Origin of the sequence: Caedibacter taeniospiralis (assembly GCF_002803295.2) — a bacterium.
GTDB lineage: Bacteria > Pseudomonadota > Gammaproteobacteria > Francisellales > Francisellaceae > Caedibacter > Caedibacter taeniospiralis.
The window spans coordinates 210-18,653 of sequence record NZ_PGGB02000003.1 but is presented as its reverse complement, the minus strand read 5'-3'; the positions used below and the strand labels follow the sequence as shown (position 1 = coordinate 18,653).

Below are 18,444 nucleotides of genomic sequence, written 5' to 3'. Positions count from 1 at the left end.
TTGTGGGAGAGGTCGGCAAGCAAAGCTTGCCGGGTGAGGGGATGAATATTAAAGTTTTTCAAAAGCAGTTGAAAACTTCACAAACCAATGCCGAGGCTACATTGTGGTATTACCTTAGGAATCTACATTTGTCGGGATATAAGTTTAGGCGTCAGGTGGTTATTGGATTGTATATTGTTGACTTTATTTGTTTTGAAAAAAGGTTGATTATTGAATGTGATGGTGCTCAACACAATGAAGCTGAGAAGAAAAAATATGATGATTCAAGATCAATGTACCTCCATGGTCAAGGGTATCGAGTCTTACGCTTTTGGAATCATGACATACTAAAAGAGACAGAAAATGTATTGGCACATATTTATCAAGCGTTACAGCAATGACATATACCCCCTCACCCGCATTGCACAGCAATGCGACCTCTCCCACAAGGGGAGAGGTGTTCGCATCATAACTTTATGAAATAAATTAGGATAATACACAATGAAAATCGCAATACTAGGAAACGGTCAGCTGGCGCAAATGCTGATAGAAAGCGTTAGTGATCTGGCATTGGAAATTGATGCTTATCCGCTACCTGAAATAGACGCAAATGGGCAAAGCACCGCGGCAGAAATTTCTCTTTGGCAGCAAAGACTTAAAGATTATGATGTCGTGACCTATGAGATTGAAAATATTTCTGTTGAACTCCTTCAGACCGTGAACGAAGAAACGCGCATATTTCCTGCCATTGATGGATTAAAGGTCGCTCAAGATCGTCTATTGGAAAAAACTACTTTTAAGCAGTTAGAGATTGAAACCAATACTTTTCTAGCGGTGAACTCATGGGCTGATTTGCGTGAGGCTGCAGTGAGTCTTGGCTACCCCTTTATCGTGAAAACAAGGCGCTTTGGCTATGATGGTAAAGGGCAGTATATCGTCAAAGCACCTGAATCTTTATCTAAAGCATGGGATTTGCTTGGGCAATATCTTTTAATAGCCGAGAGTTTTGTGGCGTTTGACTATGAAGTTTCACAAGTTGCTTCAGCTGATCAGTTTGGCAATATTGCCTTTTATCCTTTGGTGCGTAACGAGCATCGCGAGGGAATATTGCGCGAGACGCACGTTTTACACGAAGAAGATGAGCTTACGTTTTCAGCACGGGAGTCTGTCAGGCGTTTGATGATGCATTTTGATTATGTCGGTACGTTTGCGGTTGAATTTTTTGTTAAGGGCAATGTTCTATATGCCAATGAAATGGCACCGCGCGTGCACAACTCAGGGCATTGGTCGATTGATGGCGCGAATGTGAGCCAGTTTCGAAATCATATGTTAGCCATTAGTGGGGCGCGAGTTGTTGAACCTCATGCAAATGCGCGTCACATGATGATGATTAACCTGATTGGAGAAAATGTTCCTGCGGTTGAGTTACCCGAAAATGTTTTTGTCAAAAGCTACGGCAAGGAGTTACGTCCTGGGCGAAAAATGGGGCATGTCAACATCGTAGATAATGAATTAGAGACATTTGTGGAAAGTATCAATATAATCTACCAAAATCTTAAAGCCAAGCCATGTTTAGAGGAATTCTAGGGAATAAAGAAGATGTTTGAAGTGAGTGAAAATATTGAGACTTATTATGAATTAAACCAAAGTGTGCGTGAGAAAATGCGCATGATTGATGATATGGCGGATCAGTTAGGTGAACGTTTAGATTGGAGTTTTACCGTTGACTTTCAAATTATCACACAGGCTGAGAAATCTTCCTTGTATGCGGTGTCTATTATTGCAGGTGAAGCGGATGACGATGAAGCTCCCGTGTTTTTTACCACGGCATCTGCAGATGAGGCGCTTATTCGCCTGCAGGTTTATCTGGAACTTATGGAGAAGTTTGAGATTAGTAACTTGGCAAGATCTGAAGAGTACTATCAACAGAGTCTTGATAAGCTTGCGCATTACTACAATGAGGAGTGTGACGATTTACTCCATCAAATGGTTCTTGAAAGCTTTTTTGAATTTAACGAAAGTTTGTCGGATACCTAAAGTGCCTTAAATTTTATTTAGCTTTTCGGTATTTACCGTTGGGAGTAGACCTAAAGATTATTGCAGAGGGTGCGCAGGTATAGGTTTCTGCCTTATGGATTATTTGTTACACTGCCCCGACACAGCTTAATAACACTAAAGCCCTTTAGAGCTGAAAGGGCTTTTTATTTTTTAAGGAAAATAAATGACACAATTACCTAATTGCCCACAGTGCCAAAGCGAGTATGTTTACCAGGATGGCGAGATGCTGATCTGTCCTGAATGCGCTTACGAGTGGAGTGTAAGTGACGCGGAGGTGGAGATCCAGGTGACCAAAACAGACGCCTATGGTACGCCATTGCAGGATGGTGATACAATTACGGTAATTAAAGACCTGAAAGTCAAGGGCTCATCTTTGGTAGTCAAAGTGGGTACCAAGGTAAAAAATATTCGTCTGGTTGAGGGTGATCATGATATCGATTGCAAAATCGATGGAATTGGCGCCATGAAGCTTAAATCGGAGTTCGTGAAGAAGGCTTAGTCAGTGGTGAATGTCGAGTTTTTTATCTTACCAGGTCAAACCGAGGCAGCGTATCTTCAGTTTACAGTGCAACAGATCAAGGCATATTATGAAACTGATAGATCGGTTGTTGTTTATGCAGACAGAGAATTGTGCCAAAAACTGGATCAGCTTTTATGGTTTGATCAAAGCGATATTTTTATCCCTCATTTTTATATTACCAATGAAACCGAGTTGGAATATGCTCGTTTACCCGTGGTGCTCGCTAGTGAAATAGGATTTCTAGACAGTACAGAAAAAGACGTGGTGGTAGATTTATCTGAGGATATGAGCTGTCATTTTAAAGGGGCTCAGGCGTTAGTAAAAATAGTCGATCAAGAACCCAAAAAATTAAATGCGTCGCGAGTCCAGTACAAGCAATTGCAGCACCAGGGTTATCAGATTCATGTGCGTAAAATCGAGTGATTGTTATCATAATCCTGTTTGCTTGCTTCTTCGCTGTAGCGCTTCAATTTATTTATGTTAGAATACGGGAAATTTTGTGCTAACCACTTAGTTTTCTTGATATGCAGGAGAAAAAAATGAAAAATCAAGGACCACGGAATATAGGACTTGGCTCAATAAAATCCTATTCTTTCCCTATCACAGCAATAAGTTCGATTATTCACCGCATTACAGGGGTTTTGATGGTGCTTTTATTGCCATTTTTGTTATGGGGATTTAGTTTATCCATGCGCTGTAGCGAAGACTTTTACTATGTGCAGGGTTTACTCATCCATTCGCCATGGAGCGTTATTGTATGGATATTTCTCTCAGCAGTCTCATATCACGTGATTGCGGGAGTGCGCCACCTGATCATGGATTTAGGTTTTGGCGAAGAAATGTGTGTAGCTAAAGCTTCTTCGATTGCAGTTTTAGTGCTTGGTGTATTGGTAACTATTTTCTGGGGGCTTTGGATATGGGTAATGTAACTTCTTGCACCCGTTCGGGATTGAAAGACTGGTTCTTACAGCGTATTAGCGCAATTATTATTATGCTATATGCGATTTTTGCGGTGATCGTTATTTTATGTTTATCAGGTGATGGCTCATATCACGCGTGGCTAGGAATATTCCAAAATACAGGGGTGAAAATTTTTACCCTTTTGGCATTTTTGTCATTGATGGCACACGCGTGGATTGGTATGTGGACTATTTTTACCGATTATGTGAAGTGTGCATGTATCCGTGGTGTTTTGCAGGTGGCGGCGATTGTCGGTTACTTGACTTGTTTTATTTGGCTTATTTGCATTTTGTTTTAAGGGGCGTTGATAATGAGAATTGCAGTACAACAATTTGATGCCATTGTCGTTGGAGCAGGAGGAGCAGGAATGCAAGCAGCATTTCAGCTTGCGCAATCGGGGTTTAAAACCGCAGCGATTTCTAAGGTTTTCCCCACACGCTCACATACGGTTTCAGCGCAAGGGGGGATTGCCGCAGCCCTTGGCAATGTTGAACATGACGATGGCTTACCCTCAGATGATTGGAAATGGCATACTTATGACACGGTCAAAGGGTCTGATTATATTGGCGATCAAGAGGCTATCGAGTTTATGTGCGAAAATGCACCGCAGGCGATTATTGAGTTGGAACACATGGGCATGCCTTTTTCACGTTTGGAAAACGGTAAAATTTATCAGCGTGCTTTTGGTGGTATGTCGCGGAATTACGATGTGGGAAATATTGCTAACCGAACCTGTGCGGCTTCCGATAGGACAGGGCATGCGTTGCTACACACCCTTTATCAAGGTAACTTAAAAAATCAAACGAAATTTTTTAATGAGTGGTATGCCTTAGATTTGGTAAAAGCCTCCGAGGATGCGATTGCTGGAGTGTTGGCGATGAACATGGAAACAGGGGAGATTGTGTTCTTCCAGTCAAAAGTCACTATTTTAGCAACAGGGGGAGCTGGGCGCATTTATGAGTCAAGCACCAATGCGCATATCAATACAGGAGATGGCATTGGCATGGCGCTTAGAGCTGGCTTCCCACTACAGGATATGGAGTTTTGGCAATTTCACCCAACGGGAATCGCGGGTGCTGGGGTTCTCGTTACTGAAGGATGTCGCGGCGAAGGAGGTATTTTACGCAATAAAAACGGTGAGCGCTTCATGGAGCGCTACGCACCAAATGCCAAAGATCTGGCATCACGTGACGTGGTATCGCGAGCGTCGCAACAAGAGATTAACGAGGGGAGAGGATTAAAATTTGCAGGTGTTGATTGTGTCAATCTGGATTTAACCCATTTAGATGAAAGTGTAATCAAGGAGCGTTTGCCAGGGATTCGTGAACTAGCCATGACCTTTGCAGGTGTTGATCCATTAAAAGCTCCTATCCCAGTGGTGCCTACCTGTCACTATATGATGGGAGGAATTCCAACGAACAAATACGCTCAGGCGCTAACGCAAAACGACAAGGGAGAAGACGTCGTAATTGAGGGACTGTATGCAGTGGGTGAGTGCGCCAGTGTTTCTGTGCATGGGGCAAACCGTTTAGGATCAAACTCATTATTGGACTTGGTCGTATTTGGACGTGCTGCGGGCATGCACGCTGAAGAGGTTTTACGTGCTGGCATACAGCAGCGTGAAGTAACAGAAAAAGCCTTGAATGATGCGATGGCGCGCTATAACCGTTGGGAAAGTAACAAAGCTGGCGAAGGTGTTGCCCAATTACGTGCCGAATTACAAAAGGCAATGCAGATTGATTTCTCAGTCTTTAGAACCGAACAGCAGATGCAGGATGGTTTAGAGCGCCTAAAATCCTTACGCGCACGTGTACAAAAAGCATCATTGACTGACCATACACAGGTTTATAACACTGCCAGAGTCGAGGCGCTTGAGTTAGATAACTTAATGGAAACCGCCATAGCAACAGCCGTTTTGGCGCTTAATCGTAAAGAATCGCGTGGCGCACATTCGCGTGAGGACTATCCTGAGCGCGATGATCAGAACTGGCTGAAACACAGTTTATATTTCCTTGATGGTGACAGGTTCTCGACGCGCGAAGTCAATATGAAGCCATTAAAATTAGAACCATTTCAACCAAAAGTAAGAAGCTACTAAGGAGATAACGGTGGAAGTCAAGTTTAAAGTTTATCGCTATAATCCCGAAGTGGATAGCAAGCCCTACTATCAGGACTATACCGTCACGGTGGAAAATGAAGGGACTAAGGTATTAACTGCAATTGAGCTTATTAAAAATCAGGATCCAAGCTTAGCAGTGCGCCGTTCATGTCGCGAGGGGGTTTGTGGTTCCGATGGCATGAATATCAATGGTAAAAATCGCCTGGCGTGTATTACTTCTATTGGCGAGTTGTCTCAACCCATTAAATTACAGCCCTTACCTGGATTGCCAGTAATTCGTGATTTAGTAGTGGATATGAGTCAGTTCTATAAAAATTATGAAAAGGTTAAGCCTTATTTAATTCCAGCTGAAGGTGATACGCCTGTCAAGGAGCGTTTGCAGTCCCCTGAGGAGCGCGCGAAGTTAGATGGACTTTATGAGTGCATATTATGTGCCTGTTGCACAACTTCATGCCCGTCATTCTGGTGGAATCCAGAGAAGTTCATTGGTCCATCTGGTCTTTTGCAGGCATATCGTTTTGTGATTGACTCGCGGGATGGCGCGACCCAAGAGCGTCTTGACGCTTTACAAGATCCATTTAGCGTCTTTAGATGTCGTACGATCATGAACTGTGTGAGCGTTTGTCCCAAGGGGCTCAACCCGACAAAGGCGATTGGAAAATTAAGATCAATGATGCTAAAGAATAACGTGTAATTAAGAACAAGAGTAATACTATGAGTGAAACCCACGAATCAATGGTCTCCTGGTGGCAGAGTTCGCAGTTATCGGGCAGTAGCAGCGCATACTTAGATGCCATCTATGAAGATTACCTAAAAGATCCAAATGCTGTTGATGGTAGCTGGCGCCAATATTTTGATGCGATTCGTGATAATAAGCACGAAGTCTCACATGCGGAGGTTAGAGAGGATTTTATTGCGCTAAGCAAGAATCCATTTCGTTTTGCGTTATATGGATCGCAAGGTGCTGTCATAGATTCTGGTAGTTATCCAGATGGCGGAGACAAAGTCTCTGCGGTGATGGATCTTGTGTATATGTATCGCAGTATTGGGCATAAGATTGCAAATCTTGATCCACTTGGCATCAAGCAAGCACAAGAAACGCCTGAGCTTGAACTGGATTTTCATGGTTTGAACACATCCAATTTGAATGAAAGCTTTAATGTTGGTATTTTCTCTGACTATAAAGCTATGCCATTAAAAGATATTCTGCTACAGCTTAGACATATTTATGCGGGTAGTATCGGTTATGAGTTTATGCACTTAAGCAATATGGCAGAGAAGTTGTGGTTTAGACAGCGTATTGAACAAACCATTCCCAGTTTGTCGAATGAGCGCAAAGCCTGGCTGTTGGATCGATTAACGGCAGCTGAAGGCTTGGAGAAGTACCTTGGCATGAAATACGTTGGTCAAAAGCGCTTCTCATTAGAAGGTTCAGAGTCGATGATTCCCGCTTTAAATGAAATCATCAATAAAGCAGGTGAGGTTGCTGTTGAGGAAATTGGCTTAGGAATGGCTCATCGAGGTCGCTTAAATGTCCTTGTCAATATTATGGGTAAATCCCCTGAAGATTTGTTTAAAGAGTTTGAGGGGGTGCAAAGTAAGCGTTTCTTGTCGGGGGATGTGAAATATCATCTGGGCTTTGCTTCCTGGCATAAAACGCCAAAAGAGGAAGTGCGTTTGGCACTCGCCTTTAACCCATCTCATTTAGAAACCGTAGATCCTGTGGTAGAGGGTGCTGTTAGAGCCAAACAGGATTGTTTTACTGAAAACCCACACAGTAAAGTGGTACCTGTTTTGATTCATGGCGATTCCGCTTTCTGTGGTCAAGGCGTGGTGATGGAAACCTTTGCGTTGTCGCAAACTCGATACTACGGTACGGGTGGTACGATTCATATTGTGATTAACAACCAGATTGGATATACCACGGATAAAAAGGAAGATAACCGTAGCAGCTTGTATTGTACGGATATTGCTAAAGTCGTTGAGGCTCCTGTGCTTCATGTCAATGGCGATGATCCTGAAGCGGTTATACGTGTGGCAGGTCTTGCGATGGACTATCGCATGATGTTTAACAAAGATGTGGTCATTGATTTGGTGTGCTACCGTAGGCAGGGTCATAACGAAGCAGATGAACCGTCTGGGACGCAGCCCCTCATGTATAGCGTTATCAAACAGCTGCCAACAACGCGCGCTATTTATGCTGAAAAGCTTGAAAAAGAGGGTGTTGTAACAAAAGCGCAGGCTGATGAAATGGCAAAGGCTTATCGTGATCGGTTGCAGGCAGGAAAAGTGGTTGCGGATATTATCGTAGGCAAGCATGAACGTAAGAGCAGGTGTATTGCTGATTGGCGTCCTTACGTGAACCAGAAATGGGATCAAAGTGTAGACACTCGTTTTGCCAAGGATAAACTTATAGAGCTTGCGCAAAAACTTAATGATCTGCCGCAAGCGTTAGCTTTGCAGCCGCAAGTAAGAAAAGCAATGGATGATCGCATTAAAATGGCAAGTGGTAAAATACCTGTCAATTGGGGTTTTGCTGAGAACCTGGCTTATGCGATGCTGTTGTCGGAAGGTTTTAATATACGTTTATCTGGCGAGGATTCTGGGCGCGGCACATTTTCTCATCGGCATGCGGTATTACATAATTACGATCATAGTAATGCCAATTTGCTAGATTACACACCGTTACGACATATTAATCAAAATGCTCAATGCCATATTATTGACTCAATACTATCTGAATATGCCGTGCTCGGCTTTGAGTATGGTTATAGTTGCTCATCCCCAAAAACACTGGTGTTGTGGGAGGCGCAGTTTGGGGATTTTGTTAATACTGCACAAGTTGTGATTGATCAGTTTATTGCTGCGGGAGAGGAAAAGTGGGGTATTTTATCAGGTCTTGTCATGCTCTTGCCTCACGGTCAGGAAGGGCAAGGAGCAGAGCATTCTTCAGCACGGCTTGAGCGATTTTTACAGTTGTGTGCGCATGACAATATGCAGGTTTGTATGCCAACAACACCTGCGCAAATATTTCATATGCTGCGCCGACAGATGTTAAGGACCTATCGAAAACCCTTGATTGTTATGTCGCCTAAGAGCTTATTACGCCATCCCTTGGTCCATTCGAGTATCGATGAGCTTGCTGATGGTCAGTTCCAAAATGTCATTGCTGAAGTTGAAAATATCAAACCTTCAGAGGTGTCTCGCGTGATTCTGTGTTCAGGTAAAGTGTATTATGATTTATTGACTGAGCGGACAGACAAGGCGGTAAAAGATGTTGCGATTATAAGACTTGAGCAGCTTTATCCCTTCCCTCAGGTGGATTTAGGAAAAGTACTAGCGAAATATGAACATATCACAGACATTGTTTGGGTACAGGAAGAGCCAGAAAATCAGGGTGCGTGGTGGATGATTCAGCATCAGTTGCGTAAAGTGCTGCATAAAGATCAAAGTTTATCCTATGTTGGCAGAAAGGCGGCAGCAGCACCTGCGGTAGGTTATCCGTCATTATTTCATGCGCAACAAACTGAGTTGGTTAATGAAGCGCTTAAATTGAACCTGAATTAGGTTGTGTATTTACATAGTAGGGGCGTATTGAATACGCCTTTTGGGCATATGGCAGCGCAAGTAGATTTTTAAAGTAGAAAAGTAAAAAAGGGTAAGAAAATGACAGAGATAAAAGTTCCTGTTTTTCCAGAGTCGATTGCAGAAGGCACCATAGCGACCTGGTATAAAAAGCCAGGGGATCTTGTTGAAGAGGGCGATGTTTTAGCCGAAATTGAAACGGATAAAGTCGTGATGGAGGTTCCAGCGATGAGTGCTGGCATTATGGGTGAAATTAAAAAGCATGAAGGTGACACGGTGTTATCACAAGAAACGATTGGTACAATTGGTGAGGGTAGAGCGAAACTCTCAGCTAAAACAGCAGCTAAAGTCGTCACTACAGGGTCAAAAATACAGACTGGATCAGTTGCCGAAAGCGTGACTATCAATGCGCCTGTTTTTCCAGAATCGATTGCTGAAGGGACGGTGGCGACCTGGCACAAAAATATCGGTGATACAGTGACAGAAGGTGAAACCCTGGTTGAAATCGAAACGGATAAAGTCATGATGGAAGTCCCTGCTTCGAAGAGTGGTATATTAGTCAAAAAACTTAAAAATGAAGGTGATACGGTACTAAGCGCTGAAGCAGTTGCCGAAATGACTACAGGTGCCATTAGTGCTGAATCCGTATCAACTGCCAGAAGTGCAGAAACCTCTATGCAGTCACATGATCATTTATCCCCTTCTGTGCGTCGTGCGGTTAAGGTCAATGAGATTGATGTTACCACGGTTCAAGGCACAGGTAAAAATGGTCGTATTACCAAACAGGATGTGATTAATATGCCAGTTACAGCAGTGGCAGCACCTAGCGTTGAGGCGGTGAGTTTTGCGGGCGGTCGTCTTGAAAAGCGTGTGCGGATGACACGCTTGCGTCAAACGATTGCTAAGCGTTTAGTTGAAGTGCAGCATACTAATGCCATTTTAACGACCTTCAATGAAGTCGATATGAAGCCTGTCATGGATTTGAGAAAACAATATAAAGATCTATTTCAAAAGACACACGATGCCAAACTTGGCTTTATGTCTTTCTTCCTAAAGGCAGCGACAGAGGCATTAAAACGTTTTCCTGAAGTCAATGCGTCAATCGATGGTAGCGATGTTATTTATCATGGCTTTTTTGATATTGGTGTTGCGGTTGGTTCAGATCGTGGTCTGGTAGTTCCTGTGATTCGTAATGCTGATCAAAAATCATTTGCCAAAATTGAAAATGAAATCATCGAAATGGCGATCAAAGCGCGTGATGGCAAGTTGTCACTTGAGGAAATGCAGGGTGGCACGTTTACTATTACTAATGGCGGCACCTATGGTTCGATGTTATCCACTCCGATTATCAATGCGCCACAAAGCGCGATTTTAGGCATGCACAATATCGTTGAGCGCCCTGTGGTCATAAATGGCGAAATCGTCGTTCGCCCCATCATGTATTTAGCGTTATCCTATGATCATCGGATCATTGATGGGAGTGTTTCAGTGAAGTTCCTAAAAACAATTAAAGAATTGATTGAAGATCCTTCAAGGATGTTGCTTGAGATATGATTTTGGGGCTTCACTCACTGATTGATTACACTCCAATCTTGTCATCAAACGCGATAATGTGATCGCGTCCGGTAAAATTAAAGCCATTCTGTAGCGCAAGTTCAATAATCAGAGGGTAGGCTTTGATCATTTCTTTACGTGTACTGCCTGCAGGCATTAGATAGACTTTGTGGTTAGGAATATTTAATTGACTGATGAGGGCTTTTATCTCCTGAATATTTGCTTCACTCCCATCGCAGACGGGTTTAAATTGATAATCTTTGTGATAGGCAATCATTTGGCTTATTGCATCAATATTAAGTCGATATTTGTTGTGTTGATCAATAAATGTCTGATCGACAACCTTGTTTTTTGGTGTGGTTATGCCTAATTGAGGAATGCTATTGCTGAATTTAGGTGACAGGCTCACAAGATCAATCGGGTAATCGGTCTTAACAAAGTGAGACCCTTCCGTCTCTAAAGTTACAAATAATTGATACGCATGCGCAAGCTGCATGATCTCATTTATAAGAGCTGGGTGCATGGTGGGTGCGCCACCTGTTAGCATAATTTCCCTAATGTCGGGGTGTGCCCTAATCATGCTGATGATGTCGCTAAAAGAAAACTTACCCTTATCCGCATGAATGCTTGAATACCAGGTATCACACCATCCCCCAGACTCACCAAAGTAGCAGCGATGTGTACAGCCTGTGGTGCGAATGGCAAAACATGGGTGCCCACGGCGAGAACCCTCACCCTGTAAGCAAGGGTAAAGCTCAATAATCGGTAGAATTTTATGGTAGTCAGGCAAATTCGTGGTCAATTTCAACGCCACCCAGATTCTTGTTGTTTTCCATTACATCAACGCGAAACAGACTCACGCGATGGTTGCTATGCTCTTGGATCATGGGATTAAGCGTGTTTAAGACAAATTCGGCAATGCCTTCACAGCTGAAATAAGGCAAAGTGCGAAGCTGTAGCAGCCCTTGATTCTCCAGATCCTGAAAGGTTTTCAGTGCAGGGTCTTTTTCCGATAACACGACGGTGTGATCAAACATATAATGAAACCACTCTTTTGTCGTTAAACCATTAATCTGAAATTGTGGGTCTTTTAGCCAGCCAAAATCCCATACCCAATTGTGCTCATCTAAACTTTTGGCGGCAAAATGCAGGCGAAACGAGATCGCATAACCATGCAAAAAGCGGCAATGGGAGTGCGTAGCGTTCCATTGGCGAAAGCAGGTAGAGAAGCCATCAAGATATTTTTCAACACGATAAATCATTTGTGATATGATGCTTAAGGTTTTTGAGCACTATATACCACTCATAAACCATTTTACAGAGTTTCTTGCTTTGCATTTTGCGTGATTTTGACAAGTTGAACTTTGGCAATAGTCTCAGCTATTCCCTGCAATTCAACTTGCCAAAATCTTCACAAGCTGCTTCGCAACTACACCTGACCACTCCAGAGTGGTCAGGTAAACACCGCAAAATGATTTACGAGTGGTATAGGTGAAATCTGCAGTTGCTGCAAGCAATTGCAAGGGTTAATCACTGGAGTTACGTACTTTTGCATTTTTGAACAAGGGCTGACCACTCCAGAGTGGTCGGGCAGACTCGGCACCCCTATTTGGAAAGAGGGGAATTTTTCCGACAAGGTTGTTACTAGATTCCCCTCTTTCCAAAAGGGGTGGCAACCTAAGGTTGACGGGGTGTTTTCTAAACTACAAAATTTGTGAGAGTGTATAACTTCAGTTAATTAGCGGGTGAACTCAGCAATAAGGAAAGCTAATGGAAAAGAAAAAATATGCCGTATTATCGCTATCAGGTGGGATGGATTCATCTTCATTGATGTTACGTTTACTGGCTGATGAATATGATGTGATGGCAATCTCGTTTGACTATGGGCAAAAGCATAGAGTGGAATTGGAGAAAGCCGCAAGCTTAACGGATTATCTTAAAAAGAAAGGCTGCAAAATCAGGCATCATATTATTAAAATCGATGGGCTTTCAGTACTCTTAGACTCTGCACTGATCAGTGGTGGAGAAGAGGTTCCGCTTGGGCATTATCATGAGAGTAATATGCGCCTGACGGTTGTTCCCAATCGTAATAAAATTTTTAGCTCCATTATTCAAGCCGCAGCGCTATCGATAGCAGAAGCACAAAAAACATCTGTCATTATTGCGATGGGAGTTCATAGTGGAGATTATGCGACTTATCCTGATTGCCGCCAGGTGTTTCGCGATAAGGATTATGAGGCATTTCTTGCTGGGAATTGGGATGCCGAAAAAGTGACTTACCATTTGCCTTATATCAATGCGAGTAAGACGGTGGTTTTACGTGATGGTATTAATGCTTGTGAAGCACTAAATTTAAATTACGAAGAAATTTATAAGATGACTTTTACATCCTATATTCCAGTTGAATATGACCATATGAGTTATAGCGATTATAAATCAGCCTCGTCCATTGGGCGCATCGAGGCATTTTTGGCATTGGGATTAAAAGATCCTGTGGCGTATGCGGATGAGTCAGGTCCTGTGAATTGGCAGACGGTGAAGTCATATGCCAAGAAGGTCATCACCGAGTTTCATCAAAAAATAAAAGCCTAGGGAAAGAGGGTTTAATGAGCGAATATACGCTGCATTTGCAGAAAATGAAGACTACATTAGATAGTGATAACAATGCCTGCTATCAACTGCAGGACATCAAGATGAATGGTCTGGTTGGTAAAAAAATCAAGCTTATATTTCTCAATCAAATCAATTGCGTGGCTTGTGGGCGCCTGACCAAAAAAAGCTTTAACCAGGGGTATTGTTTTCCTTGCGTGCGTAGTCTGGCTGAATGCGATACATGTATTGTTAAGCCTGAGCTGTGTCATTATCACGAAGGAACATGTCGTGATAGCTCTTGGGGAGAGGCACATTGCCTTAAACCGCATTATGTGTATTTGGCAAATACAGGGGGCGTAAAAGTAGGTATTACGCGTGAAAAAAATATTCCCATGCGTTGGATTGACCAAGGAGCCGTACAGGTCTTGCCAATTATTAAGGTTAGTGAGCGGCGCTTATCTGGATTGATTGAAGTTGAGCTGGCACAAACATTGTCAGACAAAACTAACTGGCAGGCGATGTTGAAACAACACCCTGATGCCACTGACTTGGTGGCGATTAAAAGAGAATTGCTCTTACAAGAGCAGCACTTTATTGAATCACTACAAGTTGAATATGGTACGCATGCAATCGACATTGTGGATACTAAGGAGATAAATATTCACTATCCAGTGCTAAGTTACCCACAAAAGGTCAATTCACATAACCTGGATAAAAATTCACAGGTTGAGGGGGTTCTGCTTGGCATTAAGGGGCAATACATTATCCTTGATACAGGGGTGATGAATTTGCGCAAGTTTGCTGGATACAAGTGTGAATTAATTGTTTCGAGTGTGAGTATCGTGAAATGAGTATGATATTGAGTTATTTTCTTGGAAAGAGGGAAGGCAGCAACAATGAATAAAAAAGCCATTTTGCTTATTAATTTGGGAACCCCAGAATCATATCAAGTAAAAGATGTGCGTCGTTACTTAAAAGAATTTTTATCCGATCGGCGAGTGATCGAGGCATCGCCTTTGATCTGGCAGCCTATTTTGCGCTTGTTTATTTTGCCATTTCGCTCTCCCAAAACAGCAAAACTATATGAGAAGGTGTGGTTAAAAGCTAAAAATAACTCGCCACTTATGCACTATACGCAAATGCAGGCACAGAAATTAGCGGAAGTCATGGAGGGTAATACACTGATTGATTTTGCCATGCGCTATGGTAAACCAAACATCGAGTATAAACTTCATTCTCTTGTGAAACAGGGAATAACAGAAATCATAGCTTTCCCGCTTTATCCGCAATATTCCGCAACGACAACAGCTTCAGTTTTTGATGAAATATTTCGCGTATTGCAGGGTATGCGCTATCAACCCAATATTACGGGTATTGCACCTTACTATCAACATGGTGCTTATATCGAGGCGTTAAAGCAAAGTGTTTTGAGTTATCTAACAACCATTCATTTTAAACCAGATGTGCTTTTACTATCATTTCATGGTATTCCTTTGGAATGTGTACAAAAGGGTGATCCTTATCGGCAGCATTGCCAATCGACTTATGAATTATTGATGCAGGCGCTTATTGATATCAAGATTGAAGTGAGTTTATCTTTTCAATCACGCTTTGGTCCTAAAGAGTGGCTGAAACCTTATACAACAGATGTTTTGGCAAACTTACCTAAAGAAGGTAAGAAAAATGTGCTCATTATGGCACCAGGGTTTGCCGTTGACTGTCTGGAAACTCTGGAGGAATTAGCCGAAACCGAACGTGAAACCTTTATGAATGCAGGTGGTAAAGAATATAGGGTCATTCCCTGCCTAAATGACAGTGATTTACATATCAAGATGTTAAAGACAATTATTGATGAAAGTCGGTGACTTAACTCGTTTTAACTATTTGCCAGAAGATTTAACAACCATAGCTTGGCAAAATTCCAAAATTTCTATAGAATCGAGCAGCTTTTGAACCTAGGAGAATATTTATGGCACGTGTAACGGTAGAAGATTGCTTAGAAAAAATTGATAGTCGCTTTGAATTAATCGTTTTGGCGGCCAAAAGAGCAAGATTTTTAAGCTTAAGCGGGAAAGAGCCTCGTGTTGATTGGGATAATGACAAGACTACAGTTGTCGCTTTACGCGAGATTGCTGGTGGCAAAATAAGCAAAGCAGAAATCAGGGCTGAGCAGGAATATTAAAAAATTTAAAAATAACAATTTTAGGCGTTGACTTTGATTTTTTAAACCATATAATCTGTCTTCGTTCTCGGGTGCTTAGCTCAGCTGGGAGAGCATCGCCCTTACAAGGCGAGGGTCGGGGGTTCGATCCCCTCAGCACCCACCAGAGATTTAAAAGGCTTCCATGTGAAGCCTTTTTTGTTTGTGTCCTGAATTAGCGCTTGAGTTTTGGGTGCTGAACTGTGACAATAGCGCGGCTCTTTGCTATTGCTTAACTCGCAAGGGTGGTAATAGCTTATCGAGAGTAAATACGATAAACCGAAAGGAGTAAAATATGAAACATTATGAAATCGTGTTCATGGTTCATCCTGATCAAAGCGATCAGTTACCAAACATGCTACAAAAATACCGTGAAATCGTTGAATCCAGAGGCGGTAAGATTCATCGACTGGAAGACTGGGGACGTCGTCAGCTTGCTTACCCAATCGCGAAGCTTCACAAGGCCCATTACATCTTAATGAATATTGAGTGTGGTACAGATGCACTAGATGAGCTAAACGAATCATTCAGATACAATGATGCAATTCTTCGTCGTTTGGTGCTTAACACCAATGATGCAATCACTGAGCCTTCAATCATGATGGTAAAGGATGAGAAGAAAGAAGTTAAAGAAATAAGTGAAGCTGAGTAAGGAGATGAGTATGCGTCCAAATCGTCGTCGTAAGGTGTGCCGTTTTACCGTTGAAGGCGTTAAAGAGATTGATTATAAAGATCTAAACATGTTGAAGGGTTACATTACTGAAACAGGTAAGATCGTTCCAAGTCGTATCACAGGTACTTCAACTAAGTATCAGCGTCAGCTTGCTAATGCTATCAAAAGAGCAAGATTTTTAGCGTTGATCCCTTACTGTGATCGTCACTTCAACTAATCATAGGTTAAGAGGTCTTTGATAATGCAAGTTATATTAAAACAGAAAGTAGAAAACCTGGGCTCACTGGGGGATGTTGTTAACGTAAAACCAGGCTATGCGCGTAACTATCTAGTGCCCTTTGGGAAAGCGGTTCAGGCAACAGAAGCTAACATTGCTGCTTTTGAAAAACAGAAAGCAGAGTTGCATCAGCTAGAAGCTGCGCGTTTAGCAAGTGCTAAGGTAAAGGCAGAGAAAATTTCTGGTCAGGTATTTAAAATCATTGCCGCAGCAGGTGATGGTGGCAAGCTGTTTGGTTCCGTTGGGACTAAAGAAGTGGCGGACGTCATTGCTGCAGCTGGCGTTGAAGTTGAGAAACGTCACGTGCGCATGCCAGAAGGGACCATTCGTTCATTGGGTGAATATGAATTATCTGTTCATTTGCACTCGGATGTCGATGCTCAAATCAAGTTAGTCGTTATTGCTGAATAAGTCTTAATTAGCTCTAAAAATATAAGCCGCCATCTGTGCGGCTTTTTTGTTTCGTAAAATCTTAAAGGCTTTTCTAGCACAGTTCAGTCGGCATGTTGTCTACATCAGAACTGCCGAGTTCCTAGGTGTTTTTAACAAACTTGTCATAGATAACTTCGTGCACTTGCGCGCTTGGGTGGGTCTGGTCGTAGAAAAAATAAGCCTCAGGATTATTACATACATTGAAATATTTATAGGCGTCATACATTATATTCTTTAAACTCACCAGTCCTGGAATAACCTGTTCTGTGTACGCATTGTATACAGCTTTAATGAGGTCCATGTTTAACCAGGCATAATTGCCTTGATAGCATGGCTTATTGACAACATCTACCTTAAGTTTATATTGACCATTAAGTTGCTGCCTTTGTGATTTTTCCATAAACTGCCCAAACAAATCAGCTATATCCATCTCCTTAAACACATGTTCGTTGGAGTATGTCGCAATAAGTGATGCAATCATTGTCTTAAGCTTATCATTGTGCTGTTTTGACAGTGCTTCTGTTACAGCGGTATTTTTATTTATACTGACTGAGGCTGGCACATAAGACAAATTGGGCAGATTAAATACTACAAATTTTTTAACTCCCGAAGCAGCTAACTCTTCAATCGTTGCCTTTATGGTATCAACAACATTTGTTGTAAGCTGTTGCTGTGACTTTTCATCCAGATTGTTAGGCTGAGTCAGATAGTCATTACCACCAATCCAAATTACCACTAAAGTTGAATTTGCATCCTGCCAATTTTCGTACAACGCATTGGCATAATACATATGAGTCTCATCGGTTAAAGTGTAGGGTAAATGGAGATTATCGTCATAGCTTAAAGTTGTTGCACCACCTACGGCATAATTACTTACTTTGATATTATGCTGTAACAACGCATTTCTAAAAATAGCTGACCATGTATTGCCATTACTGAACATTCCATTGTAATAATTGCGTGAACTGGGTATCACTCCTTGTGTTAATGCAAACAAATTGCCTTCGTCAGACAAGCTATCACCAAAGATGACGACACGATTCACTCCATCAAACAACGAGTCTTTGCTAATTTCAAAAGCCTTATTTGGGCATAGCTCGAATGTGATATTTGGTGTCCCAGCCCAGTTGTGCCATGAACGATGTGCCAGATCAATATCAATATTTACATTGGAAGCCGTGGCAAAATATTCATTTTTACTCCAATAGTTATGCAGGGCAAGATTGACAGACCCTAATAACTGCTGTTTTGGCTTATCCTCATATATAAAATAATCAACATTTGAATTATATGCGTAATAACCCGTATCCACATAATCTAACATTAGGCGCTGATATGCTAAAATCTCTTTGGTTGTTTTAGCTATACCGTCAACCCGCTGTTCAACATACTGTAGGCTATTGCAATTGTTTTTAACCACACTACATGACACCTAAATATCGCCTTTCCTCAGCCTGAGAAATATTTCGCCTAAATATCAGCCGCAATGAAGCGA

21 protein-coding genes and 1 tRNA gene are annotated in these 18,444 nt (G+C 42.1%); 19 read left to right on the top strand and 3 right to left on the bottom strand.

The features are described 5' to 3' along the window. Nucleotides 1-41: 41 nt before the first annotated feature. From CU053_RS01765 to odhB, 11 genes are all read left to right on the top strand, one after another. On the top strand, nt 42-380 hold the full coding sequence (locus CU053_RS01765) for an endonuclease domain-containing protein (RefSeq protein ID WP_100550716.1): 339 nt from the start codon (nt 42-44) through the stop codon (nt 378-380). 100 nt (nt 381-480) lie between these two features. Then, nucleotides 481-1,566, top strand: a complete 1,086-nt coding sequence (locus tag CU053_RS01760) for a 5-(carboxyamino)imidazole ribonucleotide synthase (protein ID WP_100550647.1) — start codon at nt 481-483, stop codon at nt 1,564-1,566. Between the two features lie 12 nt (nt 1,567-1,578). After that, complete coding sequence (locus CU053_RS01755; RefSeq protein WP_100550646.1) at nt 1,579-2,016, top strand: hypothetical protein; 438 nt, start codon at nt 1,579-1,581, stop codon at nt 2,014-2,016. Between the two features lie 184 nt (nt 2,017-2,200). Further along, entirely contained in the window at nt 2,201-2,536 is a 336-nt protein-coding gene (locus CU053_RS01750) for a zinc ribbon domain-containing protein YjdM (protein WP_100550645.1), read from the top strand. 6 nt (nt 2,537-2,542) lie between these two features. Then, entirely contained in the window at nt 2,543-2,980 is a 438-nt protein-coding gene (locus CU053_RS01745; RefSeq protein ID WP_158106921.1) for a DNA polymerase III subunit chi, read from the top strand. Nucleotides 2,981-3,096: 116 nt separating this feature from the next. Further along, nucleotides 3,097-3,486: a succinate dehydrogenase, cytochrome b556 subunit gene (gene sdhC, locus CU053_RS01740; protein ID WP_100550643.1), complete on the top strand. Its 390-nt coding sequence runs from the start codon at nt 3,097-3,099 to the stop codon at nt 3,484-3,486. Continuing rightward, nucleotides 3,474-3,815 (top strand): succinate dehydrogenase, hydrophobic membrane anchor protein, encoded by a 342-nt coding sequence (gene sdhD / locus CU053_RS01735; RefSeq protein WP_100550642.1) that lies wholly within the window; start codon nt 3,474-3,476, stop codon nt 3,813-3,815. Before sdhC ends, sdhD begins: the two co-directional genes overlap by 13 nt. 12 nt (nt 3,816-3,827) lie before the next feature. Continuing rightward, nucleotides 3,828-5,615 (top strand): succinate dehydrogenase flavoprotein subunit, encoded by a 1,788-nt coding sequence (sdhA, locus tag CU053_RS01730; protein WP_100550641.1) that lies wholly within the window; start codon nt 3,828-3,830, stop codon nt 5,613-5,615. A gap of 10 nt (nt 5,616-5,625) precedes the next feature. Next, complete coding sequence (locus CU053_RS01725) at nt 5,626-6,330, top strand: succinate dehydrogenase iron-sulfur subunit (protein WP_100550640.1); 705 nt, start codon at nt 5,626-5,628, stop codon at nt 6,328-6,330. 20 nt (nt 6,331-6,350) lie between these two features. Next, on the top strand, nt 6,351-9,203 hold the full coding sequence (locus tag CU053_RS01720; protein ID WP_100550639.1) for a 2-oxoglutarate dehydrogenase E1 component: 2,853 nt from the start codon (nt 6,351-6,353) through the stop codon (nt 9,201-9,203). 99 nt (nt 9,204-9,302) lie between these two features. Next, a complete protein-coding gene (gene odhB / locus CU053_RS01715; RefSeq protein WP_100550638.1) occupies nt 9,303-10,775 on the top strand; it encodes a 2-oxoglutarate dehydrogenase complex dihydrolipoyllysine-residue succinyltransferase in 1,473 nt (490 codons plus the stop codon). 25 nt (nt 10,776-10,800) lie between these two features. Here odhB and CU053_RS01710 read toward each other — a convergent pair whose 3' ends face one another. Both CU053_RS01710 and CU053_RS01705 read right to left on the bottom strand, forming a co-directional pair. Then, nucleotides 10,801-11,583, bottom strand: coding sequence for a 7-carboxy-7-deazaguanine synthase QueE (locus CU053_RS01710; protein ID WP_233263308.1), 783 nt, complete (start codon nt 11,581-11,583; stop codon nt 10,801-10,803). Continuing rightward, complete coding sequence (locus tag CU053_RS01705) at nt 11,558-12,037, bottom strand: 6-pyruvoyl trahydropterin synthase family protein (protein ID WP_100550636.1); 480 nt, start codon at nt 12,035-12,037, stop codon at nt 11,558-11,560. Before CU053_RS01705 ends, CU053_RS01710 begins: the two co-directional genes overlap by 26 nt. Nucleotides 12,038-12,545: 508 nt before the next feature. Here CU053_RS01705 and CU053_RS01700 point away from each other — a divergent pair. From CU053_RS01700 to rplI, 8 genes are all read left to right on the top strand, one after another. Beyond that, nucleotides 12,546-13,367 (top strand): 7-cyano-7-deazaguanine synthase, encoded by an 822-nt coding sequence (locus tag CU053_RS01700; protein WP_100550635.1) that lies wholly within the window; start codon nt 12,546-12,548, stop codon nt 13,365-13,367. A 14-nt stretch (nt 13,368-13,381) separates the two neighbouring features. Then, entirely contained in the window at nt 13,382-14,218 is an 837-nt protein-coding gene (locus CU053_RS01695) for a DUF2797 domain-containing protein (protein ID WP_100550634.1), read from the top strand. Between the two features lie 45 nt (nt 14,219-14,263). Beyond that, nucleotides 14,264-15,232 (top strand): ferrochelatase, encoded by a 969-nt coding sequence (gene hemH / locus CU053_RS01690; RefSeq protein WP_100550633.1) that lies wholly within the window; start codon nt 14,264-14,266, stop codon nt 15,230-15,232. 104 nt (nt 15,233-15,336) lie between these two features. Next, complete coding sequence (gene rpoZ / locus CU053_RS01685) at nt 15,337-15,549, top strand: DNA-directed RNA polymerase subunit omega (protein ID WP_100550632.1); 213 nt, start codon at nt 15,337-15,339, stop codon at nt 15,547-15,549. A 69-nt stretch (nt 15,550-15,618) separates the two neighbouring features. Next, a tRNA-Val gene (locus CU053_RS01680) sits at nt 15,619-15,694 on the top strand. A 168-nt stretch (nt 15,695-15,862) separates the two neighbouring features. Further along, a complete protein-coding gene (rpsF, locus tag CU053_RS01675; protein WP_100550631.1) occupies nt 15,863-16,219 on the top strand; it encodes a 30S ribosomal protein S6 in 357 nt (118 codons plus the stop codon). A gap of 10 nt (nt 16,220-16,229) precedes the next feature. Continuing rightward, nucleotides 16,230-16,457 (top strand): 30S ribosomal protein S18, encoded by a 228-nt coding sequence (gene rpsR / locus CU053_RS01670; protein ID WP_100550630.1) that lies wholly within the window; start codon nt 16,230-16,232, stop codon nt 16,455-16,457. Between the two features lie 24 nt (nt 16,458-16,481). Beyond that, nucleotides 16,482-16,928, top strand: a complete 447-nt coding sequence (gene rplI / locus CU053_RS01665; protein ID WP_100550629.1) for a 50S ribosomal protein L9 — start codon at nt 16,482-16,484, stop codon at nt 16,926-16,928. A gap of 121 nt (nt 16,929-17,049) precedes the next feature. On the opposite strand, the gene CU053_RS01660 is transcribed toward rplI, so the two are convergent. Beyond that, nucleotides 17,050-18,381, bottom strand: coding sequence for an SGNH/GDSL hydrolase family protein (locus tag CU053_RS01660; protein WP_158106920.1), 1,332 nt, complete (start codon nt 18,379-18,381; stop codon nt 17,050-17,052). Nucleotides 18,382-18,444 lie beyond the last annotated feature (63 nt).

Excerpts from the sequence above, each read along its gene's own strand:
- rpoZ (WP_100550632.1), top strand. The coding sequence starts at position 15,337 with ATGGCACGTGTAACGGTAGAAGATTGCTTAGAAAAAATTGATAGTCGC.
- rpsR (WP_100550630.1), top strand. The coding sequence starts at position 16,230 with ATGCGTCCAAATCGTCGTCGTAAGGTGTGCCGTTTTACCGTTGAAGGC.
- CU053_RS01750 (WP_100550645.1), top strand. The coding sequence starts at position 2,201 with ATGACACAATTACCTAATTGCCCACAGTGCCAAAGCGAGTATGTTTAC.
- CU053_RS01760 (WP_100550647.1), top strand. The coding sequence starts at position 481 with ATGAAAATCGCAATACTAGGAAACGGTCAGCTGGCGCAAATGCTGATA.
- CU053_RS01700 (WP_100550635.1), top strand. The coding sequence starts at position 12,546 with ATGGAAAAGAAAAAATATGCCGTATTATCGCTATCAGGTGGGATGGAT.
- hemH (WP_100550633.1), top strand. The coding sequence starts at position 14,264 with ATGAATAAAAAAGCCATTTTGCTTATTAATTTGGGAACCCCAGAATCA.
- CU053_RS01755 (WP_100550646.1), top strand. The coding sequence starts at position 1,579 with ATGTTTGAAGTGAGTGAAAATATTGAGACTTATTATGAATTAAACCAA.
- CU053_RS01765 (WP_100550716.1), top strand. The coding sequence starts at position 42 with ATGAATATTAAAGTTTTTCAAAAGCAGTTGAAAACTTCACAAACCAAT.
- CU053_RS01705 (WP_100550636.1), bottom strand. The coding sequence starts at position 12,037 with ATGATTTATCGTGTTGAAAAATATCTTGATGGCTTCTCTACCTGCTTT.
- CU053_RS01720 (WP_100550639.1), top strand. The coding sequence starts at position 6,351 with ATGAGTGAAACCCACGAATCAATGGTCTCCTGGTGGCAGAGTTCGCAG.
- odhB (WP_100550638.1), top strand. The coding sequence starts at position 9,303 with ATGACAGAGATAAAAGTTCCTGTTTTTCCAGAGTCGATTGCAGAAGGC.
- rpsF (WP_100550631.1), top strand. The coding sequence starts at position 15,863 with ATGAAACATTATGAAATCGTGTTCATGGTTCATCCTGATCAAAGCGAT.
- rplI (WP_100550629.1), top strand. The coding sequence starts at position 16,482 with ATGCAAGTTATATTAAAACAGAAAGTAGAAAACCTGGGCTCACTGGGG.
- sdhC (WP_100550643.1), top strand. The coding sequence starts at position 3,097 with ATGAAAAATCAAGGACCACGGAATATAGGACTTGGCTCAATAAAATCC.
- CU053_RS01695 (WP_100550634.1), top strand. The coding sequence starts at position 13,382 with ATGAGCGAATATACGCTGCATTTGCAGAAAATGAAGACTACATTAGAT.
- sdhA (WP_100550641.1), top strand. The coding sequence starts at position 3,828 with ATGAGAATTGCAGTACAACAATTTGATGCCATTGTCGTTGGAGCAGGA.
- sdhD (WP_100550642.1), top strand. The coding sequence starts at position 3,474 with ATGGGTAATGTAACTTCTTGCACCCGTTCGGGATTGAAAGACTGGTTC.